The organism is Phenylobacterium sp., assembly GCF_041691455.1.
Classification (GTDB): Bacteria; Pseudomonadota; Alphaproteobacteria; order Caulobacterales; family Caulobacteraceae; genus Phenylobacterium.
On the sequence record NZ_JBEPUO010000015.1, the window covers coordinates 32,494 to 53,601 of the forward strand.

20 protein-coding genes are annotated in these 21,108 nt (G+C 70.5%); 14 read left to right on the plus strand and 6 right to left on the minus strand.

From position 1 onward, the window contains the following. Positions 1 to 17 precede the first annotated feature (17 nt). The 6 genes from ACESMY_RS16095 (at position 18) to ACESMY_RS16120 (ending at position 5,557) form a co-directional block, all read left to right on the plus strand. Positions 18 to 1,325 (plus strand): replication-associated recombination protein A, encoded by a 1,308-nt coding sequence (locus tag ACESMY_RS16095; RefSeq protein ID WP_372785627.1) that lies wholly within the window; start codon positions 18 to 20, stop codon positions 1,323 to 1,325. Then, a complete protein-coding gene (locus ACESMY_RS16100; protein ID WP_372785628.1) occupies positions 1,322 to 2,080 on the plus strand; it encodes an RluA family pseudouridine synthase in 759 nt (252 codons plus the stop codon). The genes ACESMY_RS16095 and ACESMY_RS16100 overlap by 4 nt, the downstream gene beginning before the upstream one ends. 82 nt (positions 2,081 to 2,162) lie before the next feature. Beyond that, positions 2,163 to 2,648 (plus strand): hypothetical protein, encoded by a 486-nt coding sequence (locus tag ACESMY_RS16105; RefSeq protein ID WP_372785629.1) that lies wholly within the window; start codon positions 2,163 to 2,165, stop codon positions 2,646 to 2,648. A gap of 40 nt (positions 2,649 to 2,688) precedes the next feature. Beyond that, positions 2,689 to 3,081 (plus strand): fluoride efflux transporter CrcB, encoded by a 393-nt coding sequence (gene crcB, locus ACESMY_RS16110; protein WP_372785630.1) that lies wholly within the window; start codon positions 2,689 to 2,691, stop codon positions 3,079 to 3,081. Next, complete coding sequence (locus ACESMY_RS16115; RefSeq protein ID WP_372785631.1) at positions 3,078 to 4,058, plus strand: RluA family pseudouridine synthase; 981 nt, start codon at positions 3,078 to 3,080, stop codon at positions 4,056 to 4,058. Before crcB ends, ACESMY_RS16115 begins: the two co-directional genes overlap by 4 nt. After that, on the plus strand, positions 4,055 to 5,557 hold the full coding sequence (locus tag ACESMY_RS16120) for a putative 2OG-Fe(II) oxygenase (protein ID WP_372785632.1): 1,503 nt from the start codon (positions 4,055 to 4,057) through the stop codon (positions 5,555 to 5,557). The genes ACESMY_RS16115 and ACESMY_RS16120 overlap by 4 nt, the downstream gene beginning before the upstream one ends. Here the strand turns inward: ACESMY_RS16120 and ACESMY_RS16125 are convergent. Beyond that, complete coding sequence (locus ACESMY_RS16125) at positions 5,554 to 6,843, minus strand: DUF1501 domain-containing protein (RefSeq protein WP_372785633.1); 1,290 nt, start codon at positions 6,841 to 6,843, stop codon at positions 5,554 to 5,556. The two genes, ACESMY_RS16120 and ACESMY_RS16125, sit on opposite strands and share 4 nt — an antisense overlap. Continuing rightward, positions 6,840 to 8,336, minus strand: coding sequence for a DUF1800 family protein (locus ACESMY_RS16130; RefSeq protein WP_372785634.1), 1,497 nt, complete (start codon positions 8,334 to 8,336; stop codon positions 6,840 to 6,842). Before ACESMY_RS16130 ends, ACESMY_RS16125 begins: the two co-directional genes overlap by 4 nt. An 87-nt stretch (positions 8,337 to 8,423) precedes the next feature. Between ACESMY_RS16130 and ACESMY_RS16135 the strand changes: the two genes are divergently transcribed. From ACESMY_RS16135 to ACESMY_RS16155, 5 genes are all read left to right on the plus strand, one after another. Next, positions 8,424 to 9,152: an ATP12 family chaperone protein gene (locus ACESMY_RS16135; protein WP_372785635.1), complete on the plus strand. Its 729-nt coding sequence runs from the start codon at positions 8,424 to 8,426 to the stop codon at positions 9,150 to 9,152. 145 nt (positions 9,153 to 9,297) lie between these two features. Then, complete coding sequence (locus ACESMY_RS16140) at positions 9,298 to 9,621, plus strand: hypothetical protein (protein WP_372785636.1); 324 nt, start codon at positions 9,298 to 9,300, stop codon at positions 9,619 to 9,621. Positions 9,622 to 9,682: 61 nt separating this feature from the next. After that, positions 9,683 to 11,215 carry an acyl-CoA carboxylase subunit beta gene (locus ACESMY_RS16145; RefSeq protein ID WP_372785637.1) on the plus strand — a complete coding sequence of 511 codons (1,533 nt, stop codon included), beginning with the start codon at positions 9,683 to 9,685 and terminating at the stop codon, positions 11,213 to 11,215. A gap of 90 nt (positions 11,216 to 11,305) precedes the next feature. Further along, entirely contained in the window at positions 11,306 to 12,325 is a 1,020-nt protein-coding gene (locus tag ACESMY_RS16150; RefSeq protein ID WP_372785638.1) for a BON domain-containing protein, read from the plus strand. 186 nt (positions 12,326 to 12,511) lie between these two features. Then, complete coding sequence (locus ACESMY_RS16155; RefSeq protein WP_372785639.1) at positions 12,512 to 14,005, plus strand: hypothetical protein; 1,494 nt, start codon at positions 12,512 to 12,514, stop codon at positions 14,003 to 14,005. Here the strand turns inward: ACESMY_RS16155 and ACESMY_RS16160 are convergent. Further along, positions 13,935 to 14,738: a phytanoyl-CoA dioxygenase family protein gene (locus ACESMY_RS16160; RefSeq protein WP_372785640.1), complete on the minus strand. Its 804-nt coding sequence runs from the start codon at positions 14,736 to 14,738 to the stop codon at positions 13,935 to 13,937. The genes ACESMY_RS16155 and ACESMY_RS16160 overlap by 71 nt on opposite strands. Before the next feature lie 75 nt (positions 14,739 to 14,813). Here ACESMY_RS16160 and ACESMY_RS16165 point away from each other — a divergent pair, with 75 nt between their 5' ends. Beyond that, complete coding sequence (locus tag ACESMY_RS16165; protein WP_372785641.1) at positions 14,814 to 15,641, plus strand: aminoglycoside phosphotransferase family protein; 828 nt, start codon at positions 14,814 to 14,816, stop codon at positions 15,639 to 15,641. A gap of 4 nt (positions 15,642 to 15,645) precedes the next feature. Here the strand turns inward: ACESMY_RS16165 and msrB are convergent, their stop codons facing one another. After that, a complete protein-coding gene (gene msrB / locus ACESMY_RS16170) occupies positions 15,646 to 16,155 on the minus strand; it encodes a peptide-methionine (R)-S-oxide reductase MsrB (RefSeq protein ID WP_372785642.1) in 510 nt (169 codons plus the stop codon). 57 nt (positions 16,156 to 16,212) lie between these two features. On the opposite strand from msrB, the gene ACESMY_RS16175 reads away from it, so the two are divergent. Together ACESMY_RS16175 and ACESMY_RS16180 are read left to right on the plus strand one after the other, a co-directional pair. Then, entirely contained in the window at positions 16,213 to 18,186 is a 1,974-nt protein-coding gene (locus tag ACESMY_RS16175; RefSeq protein WP_372785643.1) for an acetyl-CoA carboxylase biotin carboxylase subunit, read from the plus strand. 44 nt (positions 18,187 to 18,230) lie between these two features. Beyond that, on the plus strand, positions 18,231 to 18,638 hold the full coding sequence (locus ACESMY_RS16180) for a DUF805 domain-containing protein (protein ID WP_372785644.1): 408 nt from the start codon (positions 18,231 to 18,233) through the stop codon (positions 18,636 to 18,638). On the opposite strand, the gene ACESMY_RS16185 is transcribed toward ACESMY_RS16180, so the two are convergent. Then, entirely contained in the window at positions 18,635 to 18,958 is a 324-nt protein-coding gene (locus ACESMY_RS16185) for a hypothetical protein (protein WP_372785645.1), read from the minus strand. The two genes, ACESMY_RS16180 and ACESMY_RS16185, sit on opposite strands and share 4 nt — an antisense overlap. 72 nt (positions 18,959 to 19,030) lie before the next feature. Beyond that, positions 19,031 to 21,103: a prolyl oligopeptidase family serine peptidase gene (locus ACESMY_RS16190; RefSeq protein WP_372785646.1), complete on the minus strand. Its 2,073-nt coding sequence runs from the start codon at positions 21,101 to 21,103 to the stop codon at positions 19,031 to 19,033. Between the last annotated feature and the right edge of the window lie 5 nt (positions 21,104 to 21,108).

The following is a 21,108-nucleotide window of genomic DNA, read 5'->3' on the forward strand; positions in this document are numbered from 1 at the left end:
TTTGGTAGAAGTCTGACATGGCCGATCTCTTCGAAGCCGCGGGCCTGGCGCCCCAGGCGCCATCGCCGCTCGCCGACCGCCTGCGTCCGCAGCGGCTGGACGAGGTCGTCGGCCAGGACCACCTCCTGGGCCCCACGGGGCCGATCCGGCGGATGGCCGAGGCCAAGCGGCTCGCCTCGATGATCCTCTGGGGGCCGCCCGGCACCGGCAAGACTACCATCGCGCGCCTGCTCGCCAAGGAGGCCGGCTATGAGTTCCAGCAGCTCTCGGCGGTGTTCTCCGGCGTGGCGGATCTGAAGAAGGCCTTCGAACAGGCCCGCGTGCGGCGCCTGGCCGGCCAGTCGACCCTGTTGTTCGTCGACGAGATCCACCGCTTCAACCGCGCCCAGCAGGACGGCTTCCTGCCCTTCGTGGAGGAGGGGATCGTCACCCTGGTGGGGGCCACCACCGAGAACCCGTCCTTCGAGCTGAACGGGGCGCTGCTCTCGCGCTGCCAGGTCTTCGTGCTGAAGCGCCTGGACGAGACGGCGCTCGAGACCCTGATCAAGAAGGCCGAGACCTTCGAGAGTTCGCCCCTGCCTCTGGAGCCGGACGCGCGGGCGGCGCTGATCGCGCTCGCCGACGGCGACGGCCGCTACCTGCTGACCCTGATCGAGACCCTATTCAACATCGGCACGGCCAAGCCGCTCTCGACCCAGGAGCTGGGCCAGGTGCTGCAGAAGCGCAGCCCCGCCTACGACAAGGACCGCGAGGAGCACTACAACCTCATCTCCGCCTTGCATAAGTCGATCCGCGGCTCGGACCCGGATGCGGCGCTCTACTGGCTGGCGCGGATGCTGGCCGGCGGCGAGGACCCGCTGTTCGTGGCCCGCCGGCTGATCCGCGCCGCAGCCGAGGACATCGGCGAGGCCGACCCCATGTCGCTGGTGCTCGCGAACGCCGCGAAGGACACCTACGATTTCCTGGGCTCTCCCGAGGGCGAGATAGCGCTCGCCCAGCTCACCGTCCACCTGGCGACCGCGCCCAAGTCCAACGCCGTCTACCGGGCCTATGGCGCGGCGATGAAGGCCGCCCGCGAGACCGGCTCGCTGTCGCCGCCGATGCACATCCGCAATGCATCGACGCGGCTGATGAAGGACCTTGGCTACGGCAAGGGCTACGCCTACGACCACGACCAGGCCGAGGGCTTCTCCGGCCAGGACTATTTCCCCGACGAGATGGACCGTCAGACCTTCTATGCGCCGAAGGGCGAGGGTTCCGAGGCGCGGATCAAGGAACGGCTCGACCGCTGGACGGCGCTGCGCCGCGAGCGGGGCGGGGCTTGAGCCGCCGTCCACAGCGCCCCGACCGCGCGCCGACCGCCGGGGTCAAGCTGACGCCCGTCGAGATCGCCTTCGTGCGCGGGCTGGTGATCTACGAGGACCCCGACATCCTGGCGCTGAACAAGCCCGCGGGCCTGTCGAGCCAGGGCGGACGCGGCCAGGCCCATACGCTGGACGAGCTGCTCTGGGCCTTCGCCAAGCCCGGCAAGGCCCGCCCCCGCCTGATCCATCGCCTGGACCGCGACACCTCCGGGGTGATCCTGACCGCGCGGACCAAGCCCGCCGCGGGCTTCCTGGGCAAGGCGATGATGGGCCGCAGGTTCGCCAAGACCTATCGCGCCATCGTCACGCCCGGCGCGCCGGAGCCGAAGGCGGGCGTGGTCGAGGTTCCGCTTCGCCGCGAGGAACAGGGCCGCGAGGCCTATATGCGCGTCTGCCCGCCCGACCACCCGGACGCCGAGACGGCGCGCAGCCGCTACCGCACGCTCGCGGAGGCGCCGGGCGCGGCGTTGCTGGAGCTCGATCCGGAGACGGGCCGCATGCATCAGCTTCGGGTGCACCTGGCCTCCCTTGGCCGGCCGATCGCCGGCGACGCGCGCTATGGCGGCGCCCTGGTGGTCGGCGGCCATGCCGTCCCGCGCCTGATGCTGCATGCCGCCGCGCTCACCTTCCCGCATCCTTCGGGCGGCGAGAAACGCATCGAGGCCGCGGTTCCTGCCGACATGGCCGGGCTGATCGCCGCGCTCGGTCTCGGCTAGGCCAGGGAACGGCCTGGGCGTTTCGCCGGTTGGGTAAGCGACGCTATGATGCGCCTTGAGGGACCTGCGCCGGAACCAACCGATGAAACGTCTTCTGCTGCCCGCCCTCGCGGCGCTCTCACTCGCCGCCTGCGCCACGGCGCCGACCCACTTCCAGCCCGCCGGCGGCCGCGACGCCGTGGGCTTTTCCGACACCCGCATCGAGCCTGGCCGCTACCGGGTGACCTTCCAGGGCGGCCCGGGCGCGCCGGCGGGCCAGGTGCAGGACTACGCCCTGCTGCGCGCCGCCGACCTGGCGGTGGCCGACGGCTACGACTGGTTCCGGATCACCGACCGGATCACCCGCCAGAACGGCTACGGGGGCTCCAGCCTGAGCGTCGGCTTCGGCGGCATGAGCTTTGGCCGGCACAGCGCCACCAGCGTCGGCGTCGGGACCGGCGTGCCCCTGAGCGGCGGCCCGTCGCTGGTCACCTCGCTCGAGGTCCTGATGGGGAAGGGACCGAAGCCGGCGGACGGCGACGTCTACGACGCCCGCGGCGTGCAGCGGTCGATTCGCGCGCCCGCCTGACGCCCTTTGCGGCGGCGCTGCGCCGTCGCATAAGGGGCGCATGCTGAGCCTCGCCAATGTCCTGCTGGTCGCCCTCGGAGGGGCCGTCGGCTCGGTCTGCCGCTACCTGCTGAACGTCGGCGCGACGCGTGCGCTCGGTCCGGGCTTTCCCTATGGGACCCTGGGGGCGAACGCCATCGGCGGCCTGCTGATGGGCGTGCTGGTGGGCGTCCTGGCCCTGCGCGGTGGCGCGGATCAGGAGAAGTGGCGGCTGCTAGTCGGGGTCGGCGTGCTGGGCGGCTTCACCACCTTCTCGTCCTTCTCGCTGGAGACGGCCCTGATGATCGAGCGCCGGCACCTGGAGATCGCCGCTTTCTATGTCCTGACGTCGGTGGCGGCGGCGCTCGGCGGCCTGTTCCTCGGCCTCTTCCTGATGCGCCGGATCCTGGCGTGAAAGAGGTCCGGACCCTCTATGTGGACAGCGGCGAGGACGGGGTTCGTCTCGACCGCTGGTTCAAGCGCCGCTGGCCGCACCTGAACCACATCCAGATCCAGAAGCTCGCCCGCTCCGGCCAGATCCGCGTCGACGGCGGCCGCGCCAAGCCCGACACGCGGCTCGCGGCGGGCGCCCAGGTCCGCGTGCCGCCGCTGCCCGACGCGCCGCCGCCGCGCGACAAGGGGACCCTCGATCCGCGTGAGATCGCCTTCGCCAAGTCGCTGGTGCTCTACGAGGACGACGAGGTGCTGGCGCTGAACAAGCCGGCGGGCCTCGCGGTCCAGGGCGGCACCAAGACCTCCAAGCACATCGACCGGCTGCTCTCGGCCTGGGGCGAGGGGCTGGAACGGCCGCGGCTGGTGCATCGGCTCGACCGCGACACCTCCGGCGTCCTGGTGCTGGGCAAGTCGCCCGGCGCGGCCGCCAAGCTCGCCGGCGCCTTCGCCAAGCGCCGCGCCCAGAAGACCTATTGGGCGCTGGTGGCGGGCTTTCCGAAGCCCGGGGAGGGCGTCCTCGACCTGCCGCTCGCCAAGAAGGGCGTCGGCGACCGAGAGATGGTGCAGCCGGCCGATCTCTCCGACCCCAAGGCCGAGCCCGCCCAGACCGAGTTCGTGACCCTCTCGCGGGCCGGCGACCGCGTCGCCTGGATGGCGCTCTATCCGCATACCGGACGCACCCACCAGCTGCGCGCCCACATGCTGGCCATGGGCCACCCGATCCTGGGCGACCCCAAGTACGGCACCGAGGCCTCGGCGGAGCTCTCCGGCGGGCTGAAGCTGCAGCTGCACGCGCGGCGGCTGGTGCTCGCCCATCCGTCCCGCGGCCAGCTCGTCCTGGAGGCGCCGCTAAGTCCCGAGATGAAGGCCGGCTTCCAGCGCTTCGGCTTCGAGGAGCACGAGGCAAATCCCGACCCCTTCAGGAAGACCCGCCGATGAACGAGGCCGCCGAGATCCGGCGCGCCGAGACCCTGATGGCGCAGGGCAAGGCGGGCGAGGCCGTGGCGCTGACGGCGGGGTTGGTGGTGAGCCGCACGCCCAGCCACCTAGCGCTCGCGGCCCACGCCGGCGCCCTGAAGGCCGCGGGCCGGCGCGAGGAGGCCCTGGCCTTCGACGTCCAGGCCATCGAGCGGTTCGCTTCGAGCCCGATCGCCTGGCATAACCTGGCCGCCACCCTGGGTGACCTCGGACGGGCCGGGGAGGCCGTGAAGGCCTGCGAGAAGGCCTTCACCCTGGGGCTCGACGCGTCCCAGACCTGGGGCGTCTACGCCCGCGCCCTGCAGGCGGCCGGCGACCACGAGCGGGCGGAATACGCCTACCGCCAGAGCCTGATGCGGGCCGGCGGCGACCCTGCGGTGGCCTCCGAACTGGCCGACCTCATCTGGATGGGACGGGGCGATGTCGCGGCGGCGGAGACCGTGCTCGACAGCGCCTTCCATGCCGGCGGGCCGCCGCCGCCCCTTTTGCTCGCCAAGGCGACGCTCTTCGAGGCGGCGGGCGACCCGTCCCGCGCCGCCGCCCTGCTGGAGGCGGCGACCCAGCAGATCCCAGGCGACCTGTCGCTGCTGACCGGCGCCGCCCAGATCGCCTTGCGCATGGAGCGCCTCGAGGACGCCCAGCGCTATGTCGAGGCCGCGCGCGCCGTCGATCCGAACGCCCGCAGCGTCGCGCAACACAGCGCCATCGTCGACCTGGCCTTGGGCCGGCCCGACGAGGCCCTGGCCACGTTGCGCATGGCGCTGGCCCGCTACCCCGACGACCAGTCGCTGTGGGGCTGGGCCGCCACGGCCGCCCGCGCCGCCGGCGACCCGCTCTATGACCAGCTTTGCGACTACGAGGCGATGGTCGCGGCCTACGACCTGGAGACGCCGGAGGGCTGGCCGTCGCTCGATATGTTCTTAGGAGATCTCGGCAAGGCGTTGAAAATCTTGCATCGTTACGCGCAGCATCCGTCCAACCAGTCGCTTCGTCACGGAAGCCAGACGCTGCATCTCCTGTCCGGGTCCGATGACCCCGCGGTCCGGGCGTTCTTCCAGGCGATCGACGCGCCGCTGCGACAGCACATGGCGAAGCTGGGAAGGGGCGAGGACCCGCTTCGCCGCCGCAACACACTGGACTACCGCATCCAGGGGGCCTGGTCGGTGCGGCTGCGGCCGGGCGGCTTCCATCGTGACCACTTCCACCCCGAGGGCTGGCTTTCGTCGGCCTTCTACGTCGAGACGCCCGACGCGGCGCTGGAGATGCACGACCGGCAGGGCTGGATCCGCTTCGGCAAGCCACCCTTCGTGACCCGCCCACCGATGGAGCCGGACCACTACGTCAAGCCGAAGCCCGGGCGGTTGGTGCTTTTCCCGTCCTACATGTGGCACGGCACCGTGCCGTTCACGACGGACGAGAGCCGGCTGACGATCGCCTTCGACGCGGTCCCGAAAGGCTAGACCAGCCCCGTCACGGGCCTGGCCGCGGCGCTGCTGGGGAACACGCTGTTGTCGAGGGCCGCGCGGTCGACGCCCATGTGCTCGGCCAGCACGCCCTTGAAGAGGCCGCGCATGTCGAGCGTCGGGGCGACGTCGCGGCTCTCGTAGAGCGCCTGCTGCCTGAGGGTGGGCCAGTCACCCACGATGCCGCCGGGCTTCAGCGCGCCGCCGAGCAGCAGCGCCGTCGAGGCCGTGCCGTGATCGGTGCCGCCGGTGCCGTTGGCCCGAGCCGTGCGGCCGAACTCGGTGGCGACCACCACGACCGTGTTCTTCCACTCCGGGCCCAGGCCGGTGTGGACGCCGTCCAGCACCGCATCGAGATAGGCCAGGCGCGTGGTGAGCAGGCCCGCCTGGTTGGCATGGCTGTCGAAGCCGTCGAGCGAGATCGCGGCCACGGTGGGCCCGCCGGGCTCGCGCATGAAGCCGGCCAGCGATGCGCCGAGCGTGTGGGCGGCGTCACGCCCCTGCTGCGCCGCAGCGCGCACGAAGGCCGCCTGCTGGGGCGGAACCCCGCCGCCCTTGCCGTTGGTCATCATCGTAGCCGCAGGCGCCGCTTCCAGGCCCGCCGTGGCGTCCTTGGCCATGGTCTCGGTGGCGAGGCCGCGGGCCAGCGCCGGGCCGAGCAGGGCGTCGTTGCGGTAGAGGTCCTGCAGGAGCATCGGCAGGCGGGCCTCGGCGTCCACCGAGCGGCCCGGCGACCAGGAGGCGGTCTGCACCTTGCCGCGCAGGATCAGCGGCGCGGTGGGGCCCACGGAGAGGGCGTCCACCTTGCGGTGCGTGGAGAGCGTCTCGACCGCGCGGTTGAGCCAGCCGGAGGTGGTCGAATAGACGCCCGGCGCGCCGGTCTCCAGCACGTCCTGCGCCTCGAAGTGCGAGCGCGCGCGATCCGGCGTGGCGACGGCCGGGACGATGCGGGCCTCGCCGGCCTTGGCCATGGCGTGGACGGCGGTAAGCTGCGGATGCAGCGCGAAGGTTCCGTCCAGCGGCAGGGCGCTGTCGTTGAGGGCGAGCGCGCCGCGCAGGCCCCGGTATTCGCTGTCGCCGATCGGCGGGGCGACGGAGAGGCCGTCCAGGCCGCCCCTGCAGATCACCACGATCATCTTGCGCCTGTTGAGCTCGCCGTCGGCGGCGAGCGCCGGCACGGCCATCAGCTGCAGCGACAGTCCGAAGCCGGCCGCGGTCGCGAGCAGGCCCCTCCTTGAAGGCGACAGGGTGCGCGAGGGCGAGAGGGGGGTGAAGGCGTTCATCGGCGTTGGAACTCCGGCGACATCAGGAGGAGGGCGAAACCCTCCGGGCGCGACTCGGCGCGTGCTATGGCTTTGGCGGTGTCGGGCGACAGGCGCTCGCCCAGCGCATCGGCCGCCAGCGCCTTGGGATCGCGGTCGCGAACGGCTGTGGATGAGAAGTTCTGAGCGAACTGCATGCGTTTGACGATGGCGTCGGGCGCGGCCCAGGACTGGGCGTCCTCGGCCCAGCCCTTGGGCGACGGAGCCGAGAAGGGCTTCTGGCCGAGCGAGGTCAGGATCGGCGCGAGCATCTGGAAGCCCTGCGGCTCCGCGCCGGCCGCGCGATAGCTCGAGACGATGAACTCGTAGGGCATCTTGAATTTCTCCGCCCGGGGGCTCCAGGCTTCCGGCGCGGAGACCAGGGCCTCGGCCACCTTGGAGAGGTCGCCGCGGCTGGCCGTCCAGGCGGTCGTCAGGCGGGTCGCCAGCGCCGGCGGCGGATCGTCGGCGACGAAATGGCGGGCGATCTTCGTGCAGATGAACCGCGCGGTCTGCGGCTTGGCGGCCAGATCGGCGAGGATGGCGCTCGCCTGCTGCTTGCCGCGCTGGTCGTAGCGCACGCCCATCACCTGCCGCTCGCCGGGTTCATGGGCGGCGTCGCGGAAGACGGCGACGCCATAGGCCGCGTCCCGCTGGCCGCCGATCGACAGGCCGGTCATGGCGCGCGCGAATTCGGTGACGTCGGCCTGGGTGTAGCCGCCGCTCACGCCCACGGTATGCAGCTCGAGGATCTCGCGGGCGAGGTTCTCGTTGAGGCCGAGAGTGCGCTGCTGGAGGGCGGCGGGCTGCAGTCGCGCGCCGAGGCCGCGCGCACCGCCGCGCCGGCCGAACTCGGCCATCTGGCTGTCCGGCCCGATCGACTGGATCTGGTCGAGGTAGGTCAGCATGGCCGGATGGCTCTCGGCCGCGCCCAGCAGGTCGTCGAAGCGCCCGAAGACGTTGGGCCGGATGGCCTCTTCCTCGAAGGGCCCGACCACAGTGCCGGTGATCGCCTTGGTGGCAGAGACGGTGAAGTGGTTGGCCCAGAAGAGCGTCCAGCGTTCGCGGAAGGCCGCATCGGTGGTCGCGGCGAGCTGGGCGCGGGCCGCGAAGTCGGAGCCGATGTCCTGGCGCAGCATCCGGCCGATGACCTTCACCGGATCGCGCGCTTCCTGGCCCTTGGCCGGCGCCGCCGTCTCCATGGCCGCCCCCGCCGCCGGAGCCGGGGGACGGACGTCGGCGGCCTTCTCCAGGCGCACCTCACGCTTCTCGCGCTGGTAGTCGCGGAATTCAGCCATGCGCTGGGCGCTGCTGACCGTGGGCCCCAGGGGCTGGTCGGCGCCGGAGCGGCGAATCTGGCTTTTCAGGAACCCCTGCGGGTCCCTGCGGGCTTCGTCGAGTTCGCCGGGCTTGGCCCCCAGGCCGAAGCGCGTCACCGCGATCGCGGCCTTCATGTCCTGATCGACAAGCGCCACTGGGTGTCTCCTTGCGCCTGTCCCTCATCGCCGTCATGTCACACGAAAGCGGCGTAACCTGGGCCGTCGCGTATCGGGAGTGAAGCGTTGGCGCGAGGATTTCACGAACCGGGGGACAAGCCCAGGCGGTTCTACGCCGCGGTCAGCGTCGCGCCGGCCGAGGGCGGTTACGCGGTCCTGCTGGACGCGCGCCAGCTCCGCGGGCCCAAGGGCGGCCAGGTCGTCCTGCCGACCCAGGCCCTCGCGGACCAGGTGGCCGAGGAGTGGGCCGCGCAGGGCGAGCGGCTGGAACTCGCGGCCATGCACGCCACGCGCCTGGCCAATACCGCGATCGAATCGATCCCCCAGGCCCGCGACGCCACCGCCCAGGCGATCGCCGACTACGCGGCCTCCGACCTGCTCTGCTACTACGCCACCGAGCCCGCAGGCCTCCTGGAGCGCCAGGAGCGCCTCTGGGGCCCGGTCCTCGACCGCGCCGAGGCCGAGGCCCATCTGCGCTTCATCCGGGCCGCCGGGATCGTCCACCAGGTCCAGCCGCCGGAGACCCTGGCGCGGGTGAAGGCCATCGCCCTGGCGCTCGAAGATTTCGGCCTGACGGGATTGGCGTTCGGCGCGGCCCTGTTCGGTTCCGGCGTGCTGGCCATAGCCCTGCAACGCGGCTGGCTCTCGGGCGCGGAGGCCTTCGCCCTGTCACGCCTGGACGAGGCCTGGCAGGAGGAGAAATGGGGCGTCGACGACGAGGCCGCGGCCCGCACGGAGCGGCTTTCCGGCGAGGCGGCCATGCTGGAGCGGTGGTTCCGGGGTCTATCCTCCTAGGCCTCCGCAGACCCGCGCTACGCCGCGAGGTCCGGATTTTGCGCCGCAGCCTGCGAACCCCCGGCGACTGTGCCGGAATGGGAACGGAGCCAGGCCCGTGGTCGCGTCACTCGCGCCTTATCGCAGCCTCCACCGGATATCGGTCATGACGGTGCGCGCCGTCACGCCGATCGCCGAGGCTCCGACGGCCGAGGATCGCCCGCGGCCGCCCGCTTCCCAGCACCTGGCCGCCAACGTCGCCTTCGCGCCCGCCGCCATGTCGGCGCTGATCGAAGCGCAGGAGCACCTGTCGCGGGGCGTGAGCCAGCCGGCCCGCACGCTTGCCGTGGCGAAGATCGACCGGCTGATCTCCATCCTGGCCGACGCGCCGGCCAACGACGTCGAGGGCCCACAGACGCCCTTCGCGGTGCGCGAGCTGCAGACCGCCCGCGAGGCGCTCTCCCTCAGCCCGGTAGACCTCCAGGCCTGACCTTGCCACCGCTGCAGGCGCGCTCTACCCCTTGCCTCGGCAACGGGAAGGGCCGGTTCGCGTGAAGCACATCCTTGAAGAGCTCGACAAGCGGCGCGCCGAGGCGATGGTGGGCGGTGGCGAACGCCGGATCGCCAGCCAGCACGCCAAGGGCAAGCTGACCGCCCGCGAACGCGTCGACCTCCTGCTGGACGAGGGCTCCTTCGAGGAGTTCGACATGTTCGTCGAGCATCGCGCCACCGACTTCGGCATGGGCGACCAGAAGATCCCGGGGGACGGCGTGATCACCGGCTGGGGCCGGATCAACGGCCGGGTGGTCTTCGTCTTCTCCAAGGATTTCACGGTGTTCGGCGGGTCGCTTTCCGGCGCCCACGCCCAGAAAATCCTCAAGGTGCAGCGCCAAGCGCTGAAGATGGGCGCCCCGATCATCGGCCTTTTCGACGCGGGCGGCGCGCGCATCCAGGAGGGCGTCGAGAGCCTGGCGGGCTATGCCGACATCTTCCTCGAAAATACGCTGGCGTCCGGCGTCATCCCGCAGATCAGCGTGATCATGGGCCCCTGCGCCGGCGGCGACGTCTATTCGCCGGCCATCACCGACTTCATCTTCATGGTGAAGGACACCAGCTACATGTACGTGACTGGGCCCGACGTGGTGAAGACGGTCACACACGAGGAGGTCAGCCACGAGGAGCTGGGCGGCTATCGGGTCCATGCGCTGAAGTCCGGCGTGGCCGACGGCGCCTTCGAGAACGACCTGGAGGCCCTCACCCAGGTCCGCCGCCTCATCGACTTCCTGCCGCTCTCCAACCGCGAGAAGCCGCCGGTGCGCGAGAGCTTCGACGAGCCCTATCGCGAGGAGATGAGCCTCGACACCTTGGTGCCGGCCAATCCGAACAAGCCCTACGACATGAAGGAGCTGATCTCAAAGGTCGTGGACGAGGCCGATTTCTTCGAGATTTCACCGGACTACGCCAAGAACATCGTCTGTGGGTTCGCGCGCATGGACGGCCAGCCGGTGGGCATCGTCGCCAACCAGCCGCAGGTGCTGGCCGGCGTGCTGGACATCGACGCCTCCCGCAAGGCCGCCCGCTTCGTGCGGTTCTGCGACGCCTTCGAGATCCCGCTGATCACCTTCGTCGACGTGCCGGGCTTCATGCCGGGGACCAAGCAGGAGCAAGGCGGCCTGATCCGCCACGGGGCCAAGCTGCTCTTCGCCTTCGCCGAGGCCACGGTGCCGAAGATCACCCTGATCACGCGCAAGGCCTATGGCGGCGCCTATGACGTGATGAGCTCCAAGCACCTGCGCGGCGACGTCAACTATGCCTGGCCCACCGCCGAGATCGCGGTCATGGGCTCGAAGGGGGCGGTGGAGATCATCTTCCGCTCCGAGATCGGCGACCCGGAGGCGATCGCCGCCCGCGAGGCCGAGTACAAGGCCCGCTTCGCCAACCCCTTCGTCGCAGCTTCCCGCGGCTACATCGACGACGTGATCATGCCCCACGGCACCCGGCGGCGGATCGTCAGGGCGCTGAGGAACCTCGCGGGCAAGCAGCTCACCAACCCCTGGAAGAAGCACGACAACATTCCGCTCTAGGAGACGTTTTTCGAGGAACCTCCCCCGGATGGGTCCGGTTGTGAGCGCGAGGGCTTCGGCCCACGCCACACACAGACGGAGGACTTCCCCATGGCCGGCGGCAACTGGATGGACGATCGCGAGCGGCAGATGCGCGAGCGGGACGGGCGCGGCATGCGCGACGTCCGGCGCGAGGACGGCGAGGACCGTAGCTGGAACGACCGCTCGGACGCCTACGGCGCAAAGCGCAGCGGGCCCGATCGGGACCGGGTGTTCGGTGAAGGCGAGAGCGGAGCGAGTTATGGCGGCCCGCGTCCGAGCGGGATTCGCGGCGGGCCCTCACGCGGCTGGCAGGATCGCCACTACGGCGGGGTCAGCCCGGCGATGTATGACCGCGGCCCGCGTTTCGGCAGCGAGGACTACACCCGCCAGGACTATGCGACCGGCGGCCGCTTCTACGGCGACGACAGCGCGGGCCGCATCTACCGCGAGGAGTATGGCCAGGGCGGAGTCGAGTATGGCGACGTGCCGCGCGGCTACGACGCCGGCTACAGCCCGACACGCGCGCGCTACCATGCCGAGGGCTACGGCCGGCCGGGCTATGGCGGCGGCGAGCGCGAGGGCCGCACGGAGCGGTTCGAGGGCGCGGGCCGCGGGGCCGGCGAGTTCCTGCACCGGGCCGGCGAGCGCGTGGCGGCCTGGTTCGGCGCGGGCTCGGAATCCCGCATCCACGACCCCGACTTCCAGGGCAGCAGCGCCCGCGGCAAGGGTCCGCAGGGCTATAAGCGCTCCGACGAGCGGATCAGCGACGACGCCCATGAGCGGCTGACCGACGACCATTGGCTGGACGCGTCAAACATCAACCTCTCGGTCTCCGCCGGCGAGGTGACCCTGTCGGGCACGGTCGAGACGCGCGAGGCCAAGCACCGCGCCGAGCGGATCGTCGAGGACATTTCCGGCGTGAACCACGTGCAGAACAACCTGCGCCTGGACCGGGGCTCCTTCCTGACCCGGCCGGCCTCGGGCTATGGCGACAGCGCCCTCGACGCCGAGATGCGCAGCGACGACCCGGTGGCCAACGGGACCGGCGGCGCGGGCGCCGGCCAGTCGACGGCGGGCCGGAAGAACTAACCCTGCACACCCCTGAGTCGTAGCCGCCCGAGCCGCTCGCCTGGAGTTGCGGGCGCGGCTCGGGCGGGCCATGCTCCTCGCTTGCGCTCACGCAAGGGGGCAGGGATGGCGCGAGGACCCAGGGGCGCGGCTCGACCGGCCGCCAGGCCGCGGCCTCGGGCCAAGCCCAAAGCCTGGAAAACCGCCGTGGTGATGATCCACGGCATGGGCGAGCAATGGCCCATGGAGACGTTGCGCGGCTTCGTGGAGGCGGCCTGGACCTGCGATCCCGACGTGGTGATCGAGGGCGTGAACGACCCGATCTATTCGAAGCCCGACGCGATCACCGGCAGCTTTGAACTGCGCCGGATCACCACCCGCGATTGGCGCGGGGCCAAGAAGCGCCGCGTCGACTTCTTCGAGTTCTATTGGGCGCACCTGATGCAGGGCAACACGCTGAGCGCCGTGATCGGCTGGCTGCTGCGCCTGCTGGTGCGGCCGCGCTCGCGGGTGCCCGATCGCCTGGTCGGGGGCTGGATCGCGGGCCTGGTCCTGCTCGCCGCCGTGGCGCTCTTCGCGGCGCTCACCGCGTTCAAATGGGCGCCGGAGGGGCGGCTGGGGGGCGTGCTCTGGGCCTTGATCGGTTTCGGCGGATCGCTGCTGGCGGCGAACTGGCTTGTGCCGGTGGTCGGCGACGCAGCCCGCTATCTCAGCCCCGCGCCCGGCAATGTCGCGGTGCGCCAGACGATCCGCGAGGCGGGCATAGACCTCCTGGCCAAGCTGCATGCGAGCGGCGACTACGACCGGATCGTCGTCGTCGGCCACTCCCTGGGCAGCGTGGTGGGCTTCGACGTCCTGAACTACGCCTGGGGCCGGATCGCCCATCAGGACCTCGCCGACGGCCACCCGGCCGGCTCGCCGATCATGGCCCGGCTGGAGGCGCTGGAGGCCCTCGCCCGGGCGCTGCGCGACAAGCCATCCCGGAAAGGCGGGCTCACGGCCTATCGGACGGCGCAGCGGACCTATTTCGACGAGCTCTCGAAACTGAAGGGCCCATCGCAGACTACGGGCGACCAGGTTCCGAGACCGCTGTGGCTGGTCAGCGACTACATCACCCTCGGCTGTCCCCTGAGCTCGTCGGACGTCCTGCTGGCCCGCGACGCTGAGGACCTGAAGAGCAAGAAGGCGATCCGCGACGTGCCGACCTCGCCGCCGTGGCTGGAAGAGGAGCCCGGAAAGCCGCCCAGCTTTTCCTATCCGGCGGGGGCGGCGGCGCGCACCCCGCATCACGCCGCGGTCTTTGGCCCGACGGTGTGGACCAATGTCTTCTTCCCGAGCCGATTGGGCGTGCTCGGCGATTTCATCTCCGGGCCGGTGGCCCCTCAGCTCGGCCCCGGCGTGCGCGACGTGCGCGTGCCGATCGGCGAGCCCCGGTTCCGGCACCTGGATTACTGGCGTGACCCAAAGGGCAATCCGCCCTGGATGAAGGCCCTGCGCCGCGGGATCAACCTGCGCGACCGCAACGAGGCGATGCTGTGGAAAGATCAGGTCGACTCCAATCCCGTGCTCGCCGAGGCGCTGTCCGACGCCATCGCTCCCGCGAAAACACCGGCGAAGACCCCTCGAAAACCTAGTAGGCGAAGGCGCGGTAGCTCTCCACGGCCTGGGCGGCCTCCGCCTGGGTCTCGAACACCGGGTTGAACCGCAGCCAGCGCCGCGCGCGGTCGGGCAGGGCGGCCAGCACGCCGGCCGGCACGCGGATATCGACCTCAGGCCGGAACAGCCACCGCCGCGAATAGCCGATCACCACCATCGGCCGCGGGGTCCCCGTGCGGTTGGGCGTGCCCCGGTGGATGTGACGGACGTCGCGGATCATCACGTCCCCACGCGCCATATGGACAGGGATCAGTGGCGCCTCGCCCGAGGCGATCCTGGCCATGCCATCGGCCTTGGAGGTCATGTGGGTGCCGGGGGCATATTCCATCGGCCCGTTCTCCTCGGTCACGTCGACCAGCGGGAAATTGACCGCCAGCTGGTAGGGCGGGCTCTCCGCGCCGCTCTCCGGAAACAGCAGCTGGGTGTCTCGGTGCAGGTCCTGGTGCTCGGAGCCCAAGAGGGGCGTGTCGCTGGCGAGCTGGCACATCACCCCGTCGGCCCCGACCAGCTCCTCGACGACGGCCATGATGGCGTCGTTGTCGATCACCCGCGGATCGGCCCAGGGCTCCTGGAAGGGCAGGGTCACATAGTGGCGATGCGCGCCGCGGTTGGGGTCGTCGCCCTCGCGCGCCACGGCGGCGGCCAGCAGCGGCTGGAACGCGGCGTTCCAGGCGTCGATGGTGGCTGTGGGGATCAGGCCGCGCAGGATGGTGACGCTGGTCTCGCGAACCTCGTCGGCGCGGGCCCGGGCGCGGGCTTCGGCGGATCTGGATTTCATGGCATGGCTCGCAGGCTGTCGCGGGCGGCAGGCTAGACCCGGCCTCGCGGCCAAGCTTTGGGGGCGGATCGTCGCATGACGGACAAGTTCGAGAGGTTTGCGCCCTGGCTCGCCCGCTGGGAACTCGCGCCGGACGGCGAACCCTTCGAGACGGGTTATTCCAGGAGCCTCTTGATGCCGGTCCGGCGCGGCGCCCAGCCGGCCATGCTGAAGCTCGCCGCCGACGCCGATGAGCGGCGCGGGGCCGCACAGATGACCTGGTGGGCGGGCGATGGGGCGGCGCCCGTCCTGGCGCACCAGGACGAGGCCCTGCTGATGGTCCGCCTGGAGGGCCCGCTGTCATTGGCGCAGATGGCCCGGGATGGCCGCGACGGCGAGGCCAGCCGGATCCTCTGCGCAGTCGCCGATCGGCTGCACGCCCCGCGCCCTGGCGGACCGCCGGGGGGACTGGTGCCGCTGGAGCGCTGGTTCCGGGCCCTGGCGCCGGCCGCTGCGGCCCACGGCGGAGTGCTGGCGGCGTCGCTGGAGACCGCCAGGGCGCTGTTCGCCGAGCCACGCGAGCCCTGCGTGCTGCATGGCGACCTGCACCACGCCAATGTGCTGGACGGCGGGGCCCTGGGCTGGCGGGCGATCGACCCCAAGGGGCTGTTCGGGGAGCGGGGCTACGACTACGCCAACATCCTGTGCAATCCGGACGAGCCGACCGCCGTCGCCCCGGGCCGCCTCGTCACCCAGGCGGCGGTGATCGCCGAGGCCGCCAGGCTGCCGCTGGATCGCGTGCTCGCCTGGACCCACGCCCATACCGGCGCCTCCGCGGCCTGGTGCATCCGGGACGGCTTCGATCCAGGACCGGCGCTGGCCATCGCCGAGATCGCGCAGATGGAGCTCGCGGCCGTGAGCTAGGCCGTCAGGCGCTCGCGACCGCCGCGGCGACACCCTCGCCACGGTGCAATCGGTCGGGCAGGGGCGCGCCGTAGGGGACGAACTCCAGCGATACCGAATTGATGCAGTAGCGCAGGCGGGTCGGCGGCGGGCCGTCGGGGAAGACATGGCCCTGGTGGCTGCCGCAGCGGGCGCAGAGCGTCTCGATGCGGACCATCCCGTAGGAGACGTCCTTCACGGCCTTGACGTGGGCTTCGTCGACCGGCGCCCAGAAGGACGGCCAGCCGGTGCCGCTCTCGAACTTGGTCTTGTGCTCGAAGAGCGGCAGGCCGCAGAGCCGGCAACAGTAGATCCCGGCGTCCTTCTGATCGAGCAGGCCGCCGCAGAACGGCGCCTCGGTGCCGTGGTGCAGCAGCACCTCGGCCTCCTCGCGGGTCAGGGAAGCCTCGAGGGTCTTGCGTTCCTCAGGGGTAGGCGGAGCCAGGTCGAAGCCTGACGGCGACAGGTGGGACGGGGAGAGTTGTGGCGTGCTCATGACGGTCAATCTAAGGTCCCCGCCTTCGGTTCGGAAGTGAGGCTTGCGCGGGCGTAGATGTTTTCAAAGATATTGATCGCAAATCGCGGGGAAATCGCCGTCCGCATCATCAAGACCTGCCGCCGGATGGGGATCGCCACCGTGGTGGTCTACTCCGAGGCCGACGCCGATTCCATGGCCGTCGAGATGGCCGACGAGACGGTCTTCATCGGTCCGCCGCCCGCCGCCCAGTCCTATCTCGTCGCCGACAAGATCATCGCCGCTTGCCGCGAGACCGGCGCGGAGGCGATCCATCCCGGCTTCGGTTTCCTCTCCGAGAACGCCGGCTTCGCCAAGCGCTGCGCCGCCGAGGGCATCGTCTTCATCGGCCCCAACCCGCACGCCATCGAGGCGATGGGCGACAAGATCGAGTCGAAGAAGTTCGCCACCAAGGCCGGCGTCTCGGTGGTTCCGGGCCACATCGGCGAGATCGACGACACGGCGCACGCCATCAAGATCTCCGAAGGCATCGGCTATCCGGTGATGATCAAGGCCTCGGCAGGCGGCGGCGGGAAGGGCATCCGCGTCGCCTGGACCCGGCAGGACGTCGAGGAGGGTTTCCCGGCGGTGAAGGCCGAGGCCAAGGCCAGCTTCGGCGACGACCGCATCTTCATCGAGAAGTTCATCGAAAGCCCGCGCCACATCGAGATCCAGGTGCTGGGCGACAAGCACGGTAACGTCGTCCACCTCTTCGAGCGGGAATGCTCGATCCAGCGGCGCAACCAGAAGGTCATCGAGGAGGCGCCGAGCCCGCTGCTCGACGCCAAGACCCGCGCGGCCATGGGGGCCCAGGCGGTCGCGCTCGCCAAGGCCGTGCAATATGACTCGGCCGGCACCGTCGAGTTCGTGGCCGGCCAGGACAAGAGCTTCTTCTTCCTGGAGATGAACACTCGCCTGCAGGTGGAGCATCCGGTGACCGAGCTGATCACCGGCGTCGACCTGGTCGAACAGATGATCCGCTCGGCCCACGGCGAGACGCTGCCCTTCGCGCAGAAGGACCTGAAGATCGACGGCTGGGCCATGGAGAGCCGGATCTACGCCGAGGATCCCTACCGGGGCTTCCTGCCCTCCATCGGCCGCCTGGTGCGCTATGACCCGCCGCAGGAAGGCGAAGTGGCGGGCGGCAAGGTGCGCAACGACGCCGGTGTCCGCGAAGGCGACGAGATCTCGATGTTCTACGACCCGATGATCTCCAAGCTCTCCACCTGGGCCAAGACCCGCGAAGGGGCGATCGACGTCATGGGCCGGGCGCTGGAGGACTTCCACATCGAGGGCCTGGGCCAGAACATCCCGTTCCTGGCCGCGGTGATGGACCAGCCGCGCTTCCGGTCCGGCAAGCTTTCCACCAACTACATCAAGGACGAGTTCCCCGACGGGTTCCAGGGCCTGCCGCCCAGCGAGGCGCAGCGCGACCTGATCGCCGCCGTCGCGCTCTCCATGCACCGCACGCTCTTGGCCCGCGCGGCGCCGGACCAGCTTCGGCGGGACTGGATCGTGGTGGTCGGCCACGAGAAGCGCGAGGTCCGGGTCATCGGCAACGGCGGCGGCGTGGTCATCGAGAGCGAGGGCAAGAAGCTGCACCTCGAAGGCGTGCGCTGGCGGCCCGGCCAGCCCAGCTTCCGCGGCAGCCTCGACGGGCGCGAGTTCACCGCCGCGGTGAAGCCCGCCGCCGAGGGCTTCGTGGTCCGCCACCGCGCGACCACCCTGCACGTCCTGGTGCTGACCCCGCGCTCGGCCGAGCTGCATGAGCGCCTGCCGCCCAAGAAAGCCGCCGACACCTCGAAGATGGTGGTGTCGCCTATGCCGGGCCTGGTGGTCACCCTGGACGTCGCGGTCGGCCAGCAGGTCCGCTCCGGCGAGGCCGTCGCAGTGATCGAGGCCATGAAGATGCAGAATATCATCCGCGCCGAGCGCGACGGCGTCGTGAAGGCGGTGAATGCGGGGGCCGGCGACAGCGTCGCGGCTGACGAGGTGCTGGTGGAGTTCGCCTAGGTCGCAAGCGGGGCTATGCTCAGGGCGGATTCTAGGGGCGTCGCATGAACGGCCAGACCGACTGGAGCGAGCTGTTCTTCTCGGCCAACGGCCGGGCCGCGCGCCTGCCGTCCTGGATCGCGGCGCTGACCCTGCTGACCGCCGCGGCGCTCTACGAGGCGATCGCCGGGGCGACCCTGCACTGGATCACCGGCTGGTTCGTCTATCCGCCGCTCTTCTATTGCGGCGCCTGCGTGCTTTCCAAGCGCCTGCACGACCGCGGCCGGTCGGGCTGGTGGGCGGCGCTGATCCTGGTGGCGACGGTGGCGGTCTGGCCGCAGCCGGACAGCTTCTTCGACTTCTTCTTCACGCTGGTGCTGATCTGGGCCGCCATCGACCTGGGCGCCATGCCGGGCGAGGCGGGCACGAACCGCTATGGCCCGAACCCCCTGCGCCCGACGGTCGCCGCCTAGCTCTGGTGGTGGCTGGGGTCGATGTCGCCGCCGAGCATCGGGCTCCAGTGGTGGTCGCCATCCGGATCGTCCGGATGCGGCCAACGCTTGCCGAAGGCCTTCAACTGCCCGTCCAGGTCCTGCAGGCGGTCGAGGTTGGCGTCCCGCCGGGCCGGCGGCAGCTCGTCATGGAAATCGGCGATGCGGCTGAGCAGCCGGTTGAACCACTTGTCCTCGACAGTCTCCGGCGCATGCGGCTCTTCCAGCAGCCGTTCGACCTCGCTCAAAGCGTGCTCGAATTCCGCCTCGTTGCGTAGTGGCGGTGGGTTAGCGCTGGCCATGACGGTGCTCCTTGACGACCCCGTCACAATGAACGCCGAAGCTTGGCCTTTGTTCCGGATTTCGGACCGGATTCAGGGGGCCGCGGCAGTGGTCGGCGTCAACGCCGGCGCCAGGGGGTCTCCGAAGATATAGTGACCGAACCAGTTCTCGTTCTCCTCCATCACCGCCCGTTGCTGCTTGGGCTTGTTGATGGGGTGTCCGAAGCCGTCATAGAGCACCATCTTCACCGGCACGCCGTGATCCTCCAGCGCCTGGCGCAGCTCGTAGGAATTGGCCACGGGCACGCGCTTGTCGGCGCTGCCCTGCTGGATCAGCGTCGGGGTCCTGGCCTTGGCGATGTAGGTGATCGGCGAGGTTTTGGCGTAGATTTTCGGGTCGTCCCAGGGCGTCGCCAGCAGGTACTGCCGGGTGAACGGGGTGATGTCGGTGTTGGCGTAGTAGGTCATCCAGTCGGAGATGCCGGCCCCCACCGAGACCGCCTTGAACCGGTCGCTCGAGGTGGTGATGAAGGCCGAGATATAGCCGCCCTCGCTCCAGCCCATGGCGCCCACGCGGTCCCGGTCCACGAAGCCCTTGGCGATCAGGGAATCCACGCCGGAGATCACGTCGGCATAGTCGCCGACGCCCAGGTTGCGGACGTTCAGTGCCCGGAACTTCTCGCCGTAGCCGGCCGAGCCGCGGTAGTTCGGCCTGAGCACCAGCGCGCCCTTCTCGACGAACCGCTCGATCGGATAATAGCGGTCCGGGCCGAGCGTCGGGGCGTCGACGCCGGTCGGGCCGCCGTGGATCACCACCAGCAGCGGATACTTGCGGTGCGGATCGAAGTCGGCGGGCTTGTAGAGCACCCCTTCGATCTGCGCGCTGTCGCCCGACTTCCAGCGCACCAGCTCGCGCCTGGCGACGGCCAGGCCCGCGAACTGCTCGCCCCCGCGGGTCAGCTGGACCGGGGCCGAGGCCGGCAGGGACGCGGCGTAGATCTCGGGGAACCGGTTCGCGCCGGCCCCGGCGTAGGCGACATGGTGGAAGTCGCTGGAGAACGAGAAGCGTGCGGCGATGTCGGAGCCGGGCAGGGCGATCTTCTTGGCGGCCAAGGTCCTGGGGTCGAGCAGGTAGAGGCTGGCGTTGGTGCCCTCGCGGCCGGCGAAATAGATCCCTTCCGGAGCCCAGCGCAGGATGGCGGCATCCTCGTCGAAACCGGGGTTCACGACCTTGACCGGCCCGCCATCGGCGCCGACCACGGCTATCTTCTGGTTGGCGTAGAAGAAGTACTTGGCGCCCGGCGCGGCGCGGAAGGCGATCTGCGAGCCGTCCGGCGACCAGTGCGGGTCGCTGTTGGGCCCGGGCGCCTCGACGATCTTCTTCACCGCCCCGTCCGCCAGGGTGACCGTGTAGAGCGCGCCGGTCACCGCCGAGATCAGGTCGGGATCGCGCTGGGCGCTGAAGGCGATCTTCGTCCCGTCGGGTGAGAACGAAAATCCGTCGACGCTGAAGATTTCGCTCTTGGTGATCGGCGTGGGCGCGGCGACCGCGCCGACCCGCCCGGCCTCGTCGACGCTCGGCAGTGCGACCCGCCAGAGCTGAACCATGCCGTAGTCGGCGTGGATGACGTGATAGTCGCCGAAGGTCTCCTTGCGGTCCTTCATCGCCTTCGGGTCGGGCGTCTCGGCGCTGACCGCCAGGCTTTTGGAGTCGGGCGCCCAGTCGAAGGCGTTGGCGCCCTTTTCGAAGACCACGAGCTGTTGAGCCTCACCGCCGTCGGCGGGCATGACGTAGAGCTGCTTCTTGCCGGCGGGCGATTTCTCCAGCGCGCCCGGCCGGTCGGACAGGAAGGCGATCCAGCGCCCGTCCGGCGACCAGGCCGCGTCGCCGCTCGACTTCAGCGCCAGCGTCAGCCGCCGGCTCTGGCCGGTGACTACGTCCGCCAGCCACAGCGTCGTGTCGAAGGCGTTGGTCTCCCAGTTGGTCGTGGTCTGCTCGTAGACGACGTGCTTGCCGTCGGGCGAAATCTTCGGCGAGCCGACCGTCACCATGTCGAGGGACTGGGTGATCGTCGGGGCCTTCAGCGGCGCCGCCAGGCCGGGCAGGGCGGACGCGGAAGCCAGCACGGCCGCGCCGATCAGCGCGCCAAACTTGAACCTGGTCATATGTC

What these genes read in the sequence shown, in the direction of transcription:
- ACESMY_RS16095 (WP_372785627.1), top strand. Translation starts at nt 18, where the DNA reads ATGGCCGATCTCTTCGAAGCCGCGGGCCTGGCGCCCCAGGCGCCATCG.
- ACESMY_RS16105 (WP_372785629.1), top strand. Translation starts at nt 2,163, where the DNA reads ATGAAACGTCTTCTGCTGCCCGCCCTCGCGGCGCTCTCACTCGCCGCC.
- crcB (WP_372785630.1), top strand. Translation starts at nt 2,689, where the DNA reads ATGCTGAGCCTCGCCAATGTCCTGCTGGTCGCCCTCGGAGGGGCCGTC.
- ACESMY_RS16120 (WP_372785632.1), top strand. Translation starts at nt 4,055, where the DNA reads ATGAACGAGGCCGCCGAGATCCGGCGCGCCGAGACCCTGATGGCGCAG.
- ACESMY_RS16125 (WP_372785633.1), bottom strand. Translation starts at nt 6,843, where the DNA reads ATGAACGCCTTCACCCCCCTCTCGCCCTCGCGCACCCTGTCGCCTTCA.
- ACESMY_RS16140 (WP_372785636.1), top strand. Translation starts at nt 9,298, where the DNA reads ATGACGGTGCGCGCCGTCACGCCGATCGCCGAGGCTCCGACGGCCGAG.
- ACESMY_RS16150 (WP_372785638.1), top strand. Translation starts at nt 11,306, where the DNA reads ATGGCCGGCGGCAACTGGATGGACGATCGCGAGCGGCAGATGCGCGAG.
- ACESMY_RS16160 (WP_372785640.1), bottom strand. Translation starts at nt 14,738, where the DNA reads ATGAAATCCAGATCCGCCGAAGCCCGCGCCCGGGCCCGCGCCGACGAG.
- ACESMY_RS16165 (WP_372785641.1), top strand. Translation starts at nt 14,814, where the DNA reads ATGACGGACAAGTTCGAGAGGTTTGCGCCCTGGCTCGCCCGCTGGGAA.
- msrB (WP_372785642.1), bottom strand. Translation starts at nt 16,155, where the DNA reads ATGAGCACGCCACAACTCTCCCCGTCCCACCTGTCGCCGTCAGGCTTC.
- ACESMY_RS16175 (WP_372785643.1), top strand. Translation starts at nt 16,213, where the DNA reads ATGTTTTCAAAGATATTGATCGCAAATCGCGGGGAAATCGCCGTCCGC.
- ACESMY_RS16180 (WP_372785644.1), top strand. Translation starts at nt 18,231, where the DNA reads ATGAACGGCCAGACCGACTGGAGCGAGCTGTTCTTCTCGGCCAACGGC.
- ACESMY_RS16185 (WP_372785645.1), bottom strand. Translation starts at nt 18,958, where the DNA reads ATGGCCAGCGCTAACCCACCGCCACTACGCAACGAGGCGGAATTCGAG.
- ACESMY_RS16190 (WP_372785646.1), bottom strand. Translation starts at nt 21,103, where the DNA reads ATGACCAGGTTCAAGTTTGGCGCGCTGATCGGCGCGGCCGTGCTGGCT.